Here is a 12,854-nt window from a genome sequence, read left to right on the forward strand (position 1 = left end):
CGTCGATCGAAGGAGCTCGTATGACCACCCCGCAGCAGCGCGTCGCCGTCGTCACCGGTGCGGCGCGAGGCATCGGCGCCGGCATCGCCCGCCGTCTGGCCTCCGACGGCCTGGCCGTCGCCGTCCTCGACCTCGACGAGTCCGCCTGCCAGGGCGTCGTCGAGCAGATCGAGGCCGACGGGGGACGGGCGCTGGCCGTCGGTGCCGACGTCAGCGACCCCGAGCAGGTCGAGGTCGCCGTGCGCCGCGTCGCCGAGGAGCTCGGCGCCCCGACGGTGCTCGTCAACAACGCGGGCATCATCCGCGACAACCTCATCTTCAAGATGGAGCTCTCCGACTGGGACTCCGTCATGGCGGTCCACCTGCGCGGCGCCTTCCTCATGACCAAGGCCTGCCAGGGCTACATGACCCAGGCGAGATTCGGCCGCGTCGTCAACCTCTCCTCGACCTCCGCCCAGGGCAACCGCGGCCAGGTCAACTACTCCGCGGCGAAGGCGGGTCTGCAGGGCTTCACCAAGACCCTCGCCATCGAGCTCGGCAAGTTCGGCGTCACCGCCAACGCGATCGCCCCCGGCTTCATCGAGACCGAGATGACCGCCGAGACCGCGGCGCGCATCGGCATGGACTTCGAGGACCTCAAGAAGGCCGCCGCCTCGCAGGCCGCCGTGGCCCGCACCGGCCGGCCCGAGGACATCGCCCACGCCGCCTCCTTCTTCGTCAGCGAGGGCGCCGGCTTCACGACCGGTCAGGTGCTCTACGTCGCCGGCGGACCCTGCGACTGAGGGGAGAGGACGACATGGAGATCTCCGGCACGAGCGCCGTCGTCACCGGCGCCGCGGGCGGCATCGGTGCCGCCCTCGCGCAGCGCCTCCTCGAAGGGGGAGCCGCCGTCATGATCACCGACCTCGACGCGAGCCGTCTCGAGGCGAGCGCGCAGCGCCTGCGTGACCTCGGCCACGAGCAGGTGATCGCCGTCGCCGGCGACGCCTCGTCCGAGGACGACATCGCGGCGAGCATCGCCGCCGCCGAGGAGGCCCACGGGCCCGTCGACATCTACGCGGCGAACGCCGGGGTCGGCGACGGCTCCGGTCTGTCGGCCACCGAGGCGCAGTGGGACCTCGCCCTCGACGTCAACGTCCGCGCGCACGTGCGCGCCGCCCGCCAGCTCGTGCCCGGGTGGGTCGAGCGCGGGCAGGGCTGCTTCGTGAGCACCGCCTCGGCCGCCGGCCTGCTCACCCAGCTCGGGTCGGCGACCTACTCCGTGAGCAAGCACGGAGCCGTCGCCTTCGCCGAGTGGCTCGCCATCACGTACGGCGACCAGGGCGTGCACGTCAGCTGCCTGTGCCCGATGGGCGTCGACACCGAGATGCTGCGCACCGGCATGTCGCCCGACGCCGGCGACGGGGGAGCCCTCGCCGCCGCGGCCGTCACCGGTGCCGGCGACGTGCTCGACCCGCTCGTCGTCGCCGACGCGGTCGTCGCCGCGCTCACGGACGAGACCTTCTTCGTCCTCCCGCACGCGGAGGTCGCCGAGTACCAGCGGCGCAAGGTCGACGACCACGACCGCTGGATCCGTGGCATGCAGCGCTACAACCGCACCCTGGAGGGCCGATGAGCACGCAGAACGCCGCCTCGCTCGTGTGGGCCGGGGCGCAGGAGCGCCCCGACGCCGTCGCCCTGCGCGAGGGCGAGAGGTCGTGGACCTTCGCCCAGCTGCGCGAAGGGGTCCGCGGCGCGGCCGCCGAGCTCGCCCGTCGCGGGGTCCGCCCCGGCGACCGGGTGCTCGTCGTCGTGCCGACGAGCGCCGAGTTCGTCCTCACCTACCACGCGCTCCTCGCGCTCGGCGCGACCGCGGTGACGGTCAACCCGCTGTGCACGCCGCGCGAGCTCGAGCACTTCGTGCGCGACGCCGGGTGCACCTACGCCCTCGGCTGGCACGAGGGCGCCGAGGCCGTGACCCGCACCGCCGCCGACACCGACATCCCGCTGTGGGTCCTCGAGCCCGGTGCCGTCCCGGCCGAGGGGCCGGCGATCGACCCGGCCGCCGCCGGCGTCGACGACGCCGCGGTCCTGCTCTACACCTCGGGCACGACCGGCACGCCGAAGGGCGCGGTCCTCACCCACGGCAACCTCCTGTCCTGCGGCGCCGCCCTCGCGGAGGCGCTCGACCTCACGGCCGATGACCGGATGGGCACGGCGCTGCCGCTCTTCCACGTCTTCGGCCAGGCCGCGGTGATGTTCACGACGTGGACCGCCGGCGGCAGCCTGTCGCTGCTGCGCCCCTTCGACCCGAGGGCCCTGCTGCGGATGGCCGCCGACCAGCGCCTCACCGGGGTGGCCGGGGTGCCGACGATGTGGAACGCGATGCTCCACGCCGACACCGACGTCACCGCGGACGACCTCGCCGACCTGCGCCTGGCCTGCTCCGGCGGCGCCGCCCTGCCGCTCGAGGTTGCCAAGGCCTTCCGCGACCGCTTCGGCGCGATGGTCCTCGACGGCTACGGGCTGAGCGAGACGACGGGCGCGGCCACCTTCAACCGGGCCGAGCACCCGCGCAAGGAGATGAGCGTCGGCCGGGCCCTGCCCGGGTGCGCGCTCGCGGTCCTCGACGACGACCGTCGCCCGCTGCCGCCCGGCGAGACCGGTGAGGTCGCCATCAGCGGCCCGGTCGTCATGCGCGAGTACTGGGGCCGGCCGGAGGCGACCGACGAGGTGCGCTCCGGCGAGTGGTTCCTCACCGGCGACATCGGCCGGATGGACGAGGACGGCGACCTGTGGATCGTCGACCGCAAGAAGGACCTCGTCATCCGCGGCGGATACAACGTCTACCCCCGCGAGGTCGAGGAGGTCCTCTACGGCCACCCCGGCATCCGCGAGGCCACCGTCATCGGGGTGCCCGACGAGCGGCTCGGCGAGGAGCTCGCCGCCGTCATCTCCCCGCAGGACGGCACGACCCTCGACCCCGCCGAGCTGCGGGCCTGGCTCGAGGAGCGGCTCGCCGCCTACAAGGTGCCGCGCATCTACCAGCTCGTCGAGGAGCTCCCGAAGGGGGCCACCGGCAAGATCCTCAAGCGCGACATCGACCGGACCGACATCGCCCGGAGCGGCCAGCGCCCCTCCCGCGCGAGCACACCCACCGCCTGACCGACCGAAGGGAGCCGTCGTGGACTTCGCCCTCGACGAGACCACCACGAGCCTGCGCGAGCGGCTCGTCGACTTCATGGACGAGCACGTCTACCCGTCCGAGGCCACCTACCAGGAGCAGCTCGACGCGGCCCCGGACCGGTGGTCGCCCCCGCCGGTCGTCGACGGGCTCAGGGGGGAGGCGCGCAGCCGGGGGCTGTGGAACCTCTTCCTGCCCGGGCAGGAAGGAGCGGGGCTGACCAACCTCCAGTACGCCCCGCTGTGCGAGGTGCTCGGCCGCAGCCTGCACATCGCGCCGGTCGCGACGAACTGCGCCGCGCCCGACACGGGCAACATGGAGGTGCTGCACATGTTCGGCACCGACGAGCAGAAGGAGCAGTGGCTGCGCCCGCTCCTCGACGGGGAGATCCGCTCCGCCTTCGCGATGACCGAGCCGCGGGTCGCGAGCTCGGACGCGACGAACGTCGAGACCTCGATCGTGCGCGACGGCGACGAGTACGTCATCACCGGGCGCAAGTGGTACATCTCCGGCGCGATGAACCCCGACGCCAAGGTCTTCATCCTCATGGGCAAGACCGACCCGGACGCCGACCGGCACCGCCAGCAGTCGATGATCCTCGTCCCGCGCGACACCCCCGGGGTCGACGTCCGGCGTGGCATGAAGGTCTTCGGCTACGACGACCGCGACCACGGCGGCCACGCCGAGATCGACTTCGCCGAGGTGCGGGTGCCGGCGAGCAACCTCATCGGCGGCGAGGGCGAGGGCTTCGCCATCGCGCAGGCCCGTCTCGGCCCCGGCCGCATCCACCACTGCATGCGCCTCATCGGCATCGCCGAGCGCTCGCTGGAGCTGATGATCGACCGCGCTGCCGAGCGGGTCGCCTTCGGCAAGCCGCTCTCCGACCAGGGCGTCATCCGCGAGTGGATCGCCGAGTCGCGGGTGCGCATCGAGCAGCTGCGCCTGCTCACGCTCAAGGCCGCATGGCTCATGGACACCGTCGGCAACAAGGGCGCGCACACCGAGATCCAGGCGATCAAGATCGCCGCGCCCAGCACCGTCGAGTGGATCGTCGACAAGGCCGTCCAGGTCCACGGCGCCGGCGGGCTGAGCCAGGACTTCCCCGTCGCCGAGTGGTTCGCCCAGGTGCGCACGCTGCGCTTCGCCGACGGGCCCGACGAGGTCCACAAGAACGCCCTGGCCCGTCACGAGATCCGTCGCAGGAGCGCCCGTGCCTGATCTGCAGCAGCGCGTCGAGGAGCTCCTCGCCGCGCACGACCCGAGCACGACCGACACCACGACCTTCCTCGGCGCGCGCTTCGACGCCGGGCTGGCGTGGGTGCACTTCCCCGAGGGCCTCGGCGGTCTCGGGCTCCCGCGCGGCCAGCAGGTCGAGGTCGACGCGATGCTCTCCGCCGCCGGCGCCCCCGAGCCCGACCTCGGCCGCAACAGCATCGGGCTGGGCATGGCCGCGCCGACGATCCTCGCCTTCGGCACGCAGGAGATGCAGCAGCGCTACCTGCGCCCGCTCTTCACCTGCGAGGAGATCTGGTGCCAGCTCTTCAGCGAGCCCGGCGCCGGCTCCGACCTCGCCGCGGTCGCCACCCGGGCGGTCCGTGACGGCGACGGCTGGGTCGTCGACGGGCAGAAGGTGTGGACGTCGGGCGCCCACAACGCCGAGCACGCCATCCTCCTCGCGCGCACCGACACCTCCGTGCCCAAGCACGCGGGCATGACGTACTTCGTGCTCGACATGAGCGACCCGGGCGTCGACGTGCGCCCGCTGCGCCAGATCACCGGCGAGGCGGAGTTCAACGAGGTCTTCCTCACCGGGGTCCGGGTGCCCGACCACGACCGCGTCGGCGCGGTCGGCGAGGGCTGGCGGGTCGCGACGACGACGCTCAACAACGAGCGCGTCGCCATCGGCGCCGGCGCCGAGCGCGAGGCCGGGCAGATCGGCGTCGTCACCCGCCGCTGGCGCGAGGACCCCGAGGTCCGCACGCCCGAGGCGCAGAGCGAGCTGCTGCACTGGTGGGTCGAGTGCGAGGTGACCCGCCTGGCCGGCGAGCGCCTGCGCCAGCAGCTCGAGGCCGGTCAGCCCGGCCCGGAGAGCTCGGCGATGAAGCTCGCCTTCGCCCAGCAGGCGCAGCAGGTGAGCGGGCTCGCCCTCGAGATCGCCCCGGAGGAGGGGCTGACCTACGACGACTGGACGATGCGCCGGTCCGGCTCGGCCTCCTTCCTCGGCCGCGGCCCGGGCTTCCGGTACCTGCGTGCGAAGGGCAACTCCATCGAGGGCGGCACGAGCGAGGTCATGCGCAACGTCGTCGCCGAGCGCGTCCTCGGCCTGCCCCCGGACCACCGCCCCGACAAGGGCATCCCCTTCAAGGACGTGCCGCGATGACCGACCTGCTCTACACCGACGTCGAGGAGTCGCTGCGCGACAGCCTGCGCTCGACGCTGCGACGGGCGCTGCCCGACGACCTGCCCGCCCGGGTCTACGACGAGCCCGGCACCGACGTGTCGGCGCTGTGGCGGGCCGTCGCCTCCGACCTCGGCCTCGCCGGCCTGCTCGTCCCCGAGGAGCACGGCGGTCTCGGCGCCGGGCCCCGCGAGGTCGCCGTCGTGCTCGAGGAGCTCGGCCGCACCGTCGCCCCGCTGCCCTACCTCACGAGCGCCGTCGTCGCGACGACCGCGCTCGTGCGCGTCGGCGACACCGAGAGCCTGCCGGCCCTGGCCGACGGCGAGCAGGTGGCCGCCCTCGTCCTGCCGTGGACCGCCCGCCGCGGTGCGTGGCACGCGGTCGACCCGAGCACCCCCGTCGAGCCGGTCGCGGGCGCCCTCGTCGGCGGGCGGACGGCCGACCTCTTCGTCGTCCCCGTGCTGCGCGACGGGGCGACCTCCCTTCGCCTGCTCTCCCGCGACGACGTCGAGGTCGAGGCGATCACCTCGCTCGACATGACCCGTCCGCTCGCCCGCGTCCGTGCCACCGGCGAGGGCCGCGAGATCGCCCGCGGCGTCGAGGCGGACGCCGCCGTCGACGCCGCGCTCGGCGCCGGGCAGGCGCTGCTCGCCTCCGAGCAGCTCGGGCTGGCCCAGTGGTGCCTCGAGACGACCGTCGAGTACGCGAAGACCCGCGTGCAGTTCGCCCGTCCGATCGGCTCCTTCCAGGCGATCAAGCACCGCCTCGCCGACCTCTACCTCGTCGTCGTCGGCGCCCAGGCCGCGGCCCGCTACGCCGCCGCGACGCTCGCGCAGGACGACCCGGACGAGCACGTCGCCCAGGCCCTCGCCCAGGTGAGCTGCTCCGACGCCGCGGTCCGCGCGGCGGAGGAGGCGCTGCAGCTGCACGGCGGCATCGGCATGACGTGGGAGCACCCCGTGCACACCCGCCTCAAGCGGGCGAAGTCCGACCAGCTCGCCCTGGGCACCCCGCAGCGCCACCGCGCCGATCTCGCGGTGCTGCTCGACCTCACCCTCTGACGACCCGACCACCCCGACACCCCGCACAGACCAGGAGATCCACCCATGCGCGAAGCCGTCATCGTCTCCACCGCCCGCACGCCGATCGGGCGCGCCTACCGCGGAGCCTTCAACGACACCCAGCCCCAGGAGCTCGTCGGCCACGCCGTGCGCCACGCGGTCGAGAGGGCCGGCGTCGAGGGCGCCCAGGTCGAGGACGTCGTCATCGGCGCTGCCCTCCAGCAGGGCGCGGGCTCGATGAACATCGGCCGCCAGGCGGCCCTGCGCGCCGGCCTGCCCGTGAGCGTCGCCGGCATGTCGGTCGACCGCCAGTGCGCGAGCGGGCTCATGGCCATCGCGACCGCCGCGCGCCAGGTCGTCCACGACGGCATGGACGTCGCCGTCGGCGGCGGCGTCGACTCGATCTCGCTCGTGCAGAACGAGCACATGAACACCTACCGGATGAAGGACCCGTGGCTCGTCGAGCACGTGCCCGCCACGTACATGTCGATGCTCGAGACCGCCGAGGTCGTCGCGAACCGCTACGGCGTCTCGCGCGAGGCGCAGGACGAGTACGCCCTGGAGTCGCAGCGCCGCACCGCGGCCGCGCAGGAGGCCGGCCGCCTCGACGAGGAGATCGTCGCGCTGCCCTCGGTGATGAAGGTCGCCGACAAGGCCACCGGTGAGGTGAGCTCGCGCGAGACGACCCTCACCCGCGACGAGGGCAACCGCCCCGGCACGGCCATCGAGGACCTCCAGCGGCTGCGCCCGGTGCTCGCCGGCGAGGCGACCGAGGGCTTCTCGATCACCGCGGGCAACGCCTCGCAGCTCTCCGACGGGGCCTCCGCAGTCGTCGTCATGGAGGCCGCCGAGGCCTCGCGCCGCGGACTGACCCCGCTCGGCGCCTTCCGCGGCATGGCGGTCGCCGGCTGCGAGCCCGACGAGATGGGCATCGGCCCGGTCTTCGCGGTGCCGAAGCTGCTCGAGCAGCACGGGCTCACCGTCGACGACATCGACCTGTGGGAGCTCAACGAGGCCTTCGCCGTGCAGGCGCTGTACTGCCGTGACCGCCTCGGCATCGACCCCGAGCGCTACAACGTCGACGGCGGCGCGATCTCCATCGGCCACCCGTACGGCATGAGCGGGGCCCGCATGACCGGTCACGTCCTGCTCGAGGGTCGTCGTCGCGGCGCCCGCTACGGCGTCGTGACGATGTGCGTCGGCGGCGGCATGGGGGCGGCCGGCCTCTTCGAGATCTACTGACCCGTATCGACGAAGGGAGGGCGAGCCCGATGTCGGTCCTCGTCGCCAACCGTGGGGAGATCGCGGTGCGTGTCGTGCGGGCCGCCCAGGAGGCCGGCCTGCCCGCCGTCGTCGCGGTGACCCGCGACGAGACGGACTCGCTCGCCGCGCGCCTGGCCGGCACCGTGCACGTCCTGCCCGGAGAGGGGCCCGGGGCCTACCTCGACGCCGCCGCGCTCGTCGCGGCGGCGTGCGAGCACGGCTGCACGCTGCTCCACCCGGGCTACGGCTTCCTCAGCGAGCACCCCGACCTGGCCCGCGCGTGCGAGGAGGCCGGGGTGACCTTCGTCGGCCCGGCGTCGCACCTGCTCGCCCTCTTCGGCGACAAGGGCGCCGCGCGCCGCGCGGCCCAGGAGGTCGGCGTGCCGGTCCTGCCCGCCACCGCGGTGGGGATCGGGCAGGACGAGGCCGTCGCCTTCGCCGCCGCGCAGCACCCCGCGGGCGTCATGGTCAAGGCGGCCGCGGGCGGCGGCGGGCGCGGCATGCGGGCCGTGCCCGCGGGCGAGGACGTCGCCGAGGCCTGGCGGCGGGCGGGGTCCGAGGCCGAGCGCAGCTCGGGCTCCGCGGCCCTCTTCGCCGAGCTCTACCTCGAGCGGGCCCGGCACGTCGAGGTACAGGTCGTCGGCGACGGCACCGGTGCCGTGACGACCCTCGGCGAACGCGACTGCACCCTGCAGCGGCGCTTCCAGAAGGTGCTCGAGGTCGCCCCAGCCCCGGACCTGCCGGAGCAGGTGCGCACGCATCTCGCCGAGGCCTCCGCGGCGCTGCTGCGCGGCCGCGGTTACCGCGGGCTGGCCACCGTCGAGCTCCTCCTCGACGCTGACGACCCGACCCGCTGGTGGTTCATCGAGGTCAACCCCCGCCTCCAGGTCGAGCACCCCGTGACCGAGATGGTCACGGGGGTCGACCTCGTCCTCGCCCAGCTGCGCCTCGCGCAGGGCGCGAGCCTGGCCGAGATCGGTCTGGAGACCTCGCCGGCCGTGCGCGGCAGCGCCGTCGAGCTGCGCGTCGCGGCCGAGCGCGTCGGCGCCGGAGGCGAGTCCTTCGCCGCGCAGGGCGTCGTCGACGAGCTCGTCCTGCCCGCCGGGCCGGGCACGCGCGTCGACACCCACCTCGTGCCCGGGACCCGTCTCGAGGGCACCTTCGACTCCCTCGTCGCGAAGGTCGTCACCCACAGCCAGGTCGACCTCGCCGCCGCGCTGGGCAAGGCCCGGCAGGCCGCCGAGCAGATGGTCGTCGGCGGGGTCGAGACCAACCTGCCCGTCCTGCGCGCCGTGCTCGACCACGACGACCTCGCCGCGTGGCGGGTGACGACCCGCTGGATCGAGGGCAGCGGGGTCCTCGACGGCCTCGGCGGCACGCACGAGTCCGGGGACGGCCGGGTGCTCGCGGAGACGACCGGCACGGTCGTCGACCTCCTCGTCGCCCCCGGCGACCGCGTCGAGCCGGGAGCCCCCCTCCTCGTCCTCGAGGCGATGAAGATGGAGCACGTCGTCACCGCGCCCGCCGGGGGCGTCGTCACCACGGTGCGTCCCGACCGCGGGACGACGACCGCGGCCGGCGACCTGCTCGTCGAGATCGCCGTCGACGACCTCGGGGGTGGAGAGCGCACCGAGCAGGAGGTGCTCGACCTCGACGCCGAGCGCGACGACCTGCGCCGGCTGCGCGAGCGCGCCGAGCGCCGTCTCGACGCGGCCCGGCCCGACGCCGTCGCCCGACGGCACGAGCGCGGTCAGCGCACCGCGCGGGAGAACGTCGCCGACCTGTGCGACGAGGACAGCTTCGTCGAGTACGGCGGGCTGGCCCGCGCCGCCCAGCGCGCGCGCCGCAGCGAGGAGGACCTCATCGCCTTGACGCCCGCCGACGGCATCGTCACCGGCATCGGCCGGGTGAGCGCGTCCTCGGGCGCGCAGGACACCCGCTGCGCCGTCCTGGCCTACGACTACACCGTGCTCGCCGGCACCCAGGGCTACCTCAACCACAAGAAGACCGACCGCGTCCTCGAGATCGCCCGGGCGCAGCGCCTGCCGGTCGTCCTCTTCGCCGAAGGGGGAGGCGGTCGCCCCGGCGACACCGACACGACCGTCGCGAGCGGTCTCGACGTCGGCACCTTCGCGACGATGGGCAGCCTCAGCGGGCTCGTCCCGACGGTCGGCATCGCCGCCGGACGCTGCTTCGCCGGCAACGCCGCGCTGCTCGGGTGCTGCGACGTCGTCATCGCCACCCGTGACTCGACGATCGGCATGGGCGGGCCGGCGATGATCGAGGGCGGCGGTCTTGGCGTGCACCGCCCCGAGGACGTCGGCCCGATCGAGGTGCAGGGCAGCAACGGCGTCGTCGACGTCGTCGTCGAGGACGAGGAGGAGGCCGTCGACGTCGCCCGGCGCTACCTCGGGTACTTCCAGGGCACCCACGCCACGTGGTCCGCCCCCGACCAGCGCCTGCTGCGCCACGTCGTGCCCGAGAACCGCGTGCGCGTGTACGACGTGCGCCGGGCCGTCGAGGCGCTCGCCGACGAGGGCTCGGTGCTCGAGCTGCGAGCCGGCTTCGCGCCCGGCATGGTCACCGCGCTCGTGCGCGTCGAGGGCCGGCCGATGGGGCTCGTCGCCAACAACCCGGCGCACCTCGGCGGGGCGATCGACACCCCGGCGGCGGACAAGCTCGCGCGCTTCCTCCAGCTGTGCGACGCCCACGGCCTGCCGGTCGTCTCGTTGTGCGACACCCCGGGCTTCATGGTCGGGCCGGAGCACGAGCGCACGGCGGCGGTCCGGCACTTCGCGCGCCTCTTCGTCATCGGCGCCCACCTGCGGGTCCCGATGATCACCGTCGTCCTGCGCAAGGGCTACGGGCTCGGCGCCCAGGCGATGGCAGCCGGCGGCTTCCACCGCCCCGCGGCGACGATCGCCTGGCCGACCGGCGAGATCGGGGGCATGGGGCTCGAGGGGGCCGTGCGCCTGGGCTACCGGCGCGAGCTCGAGGCGATCGCTGACCCGGACGAGCGGGCCGCCCGTGAGCAGGCCCTCCTCGACGACCTCTACGAGCGCGGGCGGGCCGTCGCGGCGGCCTCCGTCGTCGAGCTCGACGACGTCGTCGACCCCGCGGACACGAGGCGGTGGGTCCTCACCGCCCTCGCGTCCGCACCCGTCCCCGACGTGCCGGGCCGGTACGTCGACACCTGGTGAGCGAAGGAGCCGTCGTGGACTACGACGAGGCACTGGTCGAGATCCGTCGTCGGCAGGAGCGGGTGCGACCCCCGGGCGTGCCCCGTGACGTCGTGCACCCCCTCGGCGAGCTCACCGTCCCCGAGCACGTCGACGCCTGGGCGAGGACGAAGGGGGAGCAGCCCGCCGTCGTCCTCGACGAGCGCGTCCTCACCTACGCCGAGCTCGCCGACGAGCACGCGCGGTGGGCCGGCTGGCTGCGCTCGGCCGGGGTGGACCCCGGCGAGCGCGTGGCGGTGCACCTGGGCAACGTGCCGGACTTCGTCGTCGCGATGCTCGGCACGCTGCGCGCCGGGTGCGTGCACGTGCCGGTCAACCCGATGTTCCAGCACGCCGAGCTCGTCCACGAGCTCGGCGACTCCGGCGCGGCGGTCGTCGTGACGAGCGCCGACCTCGCGCAGCGGGCCGCGACGGCAGCGGCGGAGTCCGGCGTCGGCGCGCTCGTCGTCGTCGGCGACGGCCCGCTGCCGCAGGAGCCGGGCCTGAGGGTCCTGCGCTGGTCCGAGGCGGTGGCGGCGGACCCCCTTCGCGACCCGGCCCGTGATCTCGACGCACTCGCCGCCCTCAACTACACCGGGGGCACGACCGGGGTGCCGAAGGGGTGCGAGCACACCCAGCGGCACATGGTCTACACGGCGGTGAGCGCGGCGGGGGCCAACGGCTTCCTCGGCACCCACGTCGTGTCGTTGTGCTTCATCCCGGTCTTCTGGATCGCGGGGGAGGACCTCGGCATCCTCATCCCGCTCGTCATGGGCGGGACGTCGGTGCTCCTGCAGCGGTGGGACGCCGCGCGCGTCGTCGACCTCGTCGAGCAGCACGGCGTGACGACGACGGCTGCCACGGTCGAGAGCTATTTGGAGATCCTCGAGGTGCCCGGGGTGGCCGAGCGCGACCTCAGCAGCCTCACGGCCCCGATGACGATGTCCTTCATCCGCAAGCTGACGCCCGAGGTGCGCCGGCGGTGGGCCGAGGTCGTCGGTGCCGGCTCGGTGCTGCGCGAGGGCTCCTACGGCATGACGGAGAGCCACACCGTCGACGTCGTGCCGTACGGCTTCCACGAGGGCGACCACGACCTGCTCGCCGAGCCGGTCTTCTGCGGGCTGCCCGTGCCCGGCACCGACGTCCTTGTCGTCGACCCCGTGAGCGCACGGCCCCTCGACGTCGGCGAGCACGGCGAGATCCTCCTGCGCAGCCCCTCGATCATGACCGGCTACTGGCGCAACCCGCAGGCGAGCGCCGAGCAGCTGCGCGACGGCTGGCTGCACACGGGGGACACCGGCTACCTCGACGAGGACGGCTGCCTGCACTACCTCGCGCGCACGAAGGACATGATCAAGGTCAAGGGGATGAGCGTCTTCCCCGCCGAGGTCGAGATGCTCCTCGTGCGCCACCCCGACCTCGCCTCGGTAGCCGTCGTGCCCGCCGACGACCCGCGGACCGGCCAGCGTCCGGTCGCCTTCGTCACCGCGCGCGAGGGGTGCTCCGTCGACGCCGAGGACCTGCAGCGCTGGGCGGGGGAGCAGATGTCGTCCTACAAGGTCCCCGTGGTCCACGTGCTCGACACCTTCCCCCTCACCGACACCGGCAAGATCCGCAAGGGCGAGCTGCTGGGCCGCGCCCAGGACCTGCTCGACGCCCGGGGCTGACCGCCTTCGCGGGGTCACCGCCCACAGGTCGGGCCGGCGACGTCCACGGCGGTGCCCGAGGTGTTGACAAGACCTGAATCCGGG

At 74.1% G+C, this 12,854-nt stretch carries 9 protein-coding genes; all 9 read left to right on the top strand.

Going from position 1 to position 12,854, the window contains the following annotated elements; translation table 11 throughout:
• Positions 1–20 precede the first annotated feature (20 nt).
• From fabG to L6241_RS11030, 9 genes are read left to right on the top strand one after another with little or no spacing between them, the layout of a single operon-like run.
• Positions 21–782, top strand: a complete 762-nt coding sequence (fabG, locus tag L6241_RS10990; RefSeq protein WP_368246229.1) for a 3-oxoacyl-ACP reductase FabG — start codon at positions 21–23, stop codon at positions 780–782.
• 14 nt (positions 783–796) lie between these two features.
• Positions 797–1,615 (top strand): SDR family NAD(P)-dependent oxidoreductase, encoded by an 819-nt coding sequence (locus L6241_RS10995; protein WP_368246230.1) that lies wholly within the window; start codon positions 797–799, stop codon positions 1,613–1,615.
• On the top strand, positions 1,612–3,144 hold the full coding sequence (locus L6241_RS11000) for a class I adenylate-forming enzyme family protein (protein WP_368246231.1): 1,533 nt from the start codon (positions 1,612–1,614) through the stop codon (positions 3,142–3,144). The genes L6241_RS10995 and L6241_RS11000 overlap by 4 nt, the downstream gene beginning before the upstream one ends.
• Before the next feature lie 19 nt (positions 3,145–3,163).
• Entirely contained in the window at positions 3,164–4,381 is a 1,218-nt protein-coding gene (locus L6241_RS11005) for an acyl-CoA dehydrogenase family protein (RefSeq protein ID WP_368246233.1), read from the top strand.
• Positions 4,374–5,543 carry an acyl-CoA dehydrogenase family protein gene (locus L6241_RS11010; RefSeq protein ID WP_368246234.1) on the top strand — a complete coding sequence of 390 codons (1,170 nt, stop codon included), beginning with the start codon at positions 4,374–4,376 and terminating at the stop codon, positions 5,541–5,543. Before L6241_RS11005 ends, L6241_RS11010 begins: the two co-directional genes overlap by 8 nt.
• Complete coding sequence (locus L6241_RS11015; RefSeq protein ID WP_354587215.1) at positions 5,540–6,622, top strand: acyl-CoA dehydrogenase family protein; 1,083 nt, start codon at positions 5,540–5,542, stop codon at positions 6,620–6,622. The genes L6241_RS11010 and L6241_RS11015 overlap by 4 nt, the downstream gene beginning before the upstream one ends.
• A 45-nt stretch (positions 6,623–6,667) precedes the next feature.
• Entirely contained in the window at positions 6,668–7,864 is a 1,197-nt protein-coding gene (locus tag L6241_RS11020) for an acetyl-CoA C-acyltransferase (protein WP_191562924.1), read from the top strand.
• Between the two features lie 29 nt (positions 7,865–7,893).
• The gene (locus tag L6241_RS11025) at positions 7,894–11,085 is read left to right on the top strand and encodes a carboxyl transferase domain-containing protein (RefSeq protein WP_368246236.1); all 3,192 of its coding nucleotides are present in this window, start codon (positions 7,894–7,896) and stop codon (positions 11,083–11,085) included.
• Positions 11,086–11,099: 14 nt separating this feature from the next.
• Complete coding sequence (locus L6241_RS11030) at positions 11,100–12,770, top strand: AMP-binding protein (RefSeq protein WP_368246237.1); 1,671 nt, start codon at positions 11,100–11,102, stop codon at positions 12,768–12,770.
• The last annotated feature ends 84 nt before the right edge of the window (positions 12,771–12,854 follow it).

Source organism: Janibacter sp. Y6, from assembly GCF_040900765.1.
In the GTDB taxonomy this organism is placed as follows: Bacteria; Actinomycetota; Actinomycetes; order Actinomycetales; family Dermatophilaceae; genus Marihabitans; species Marihabitans melonis.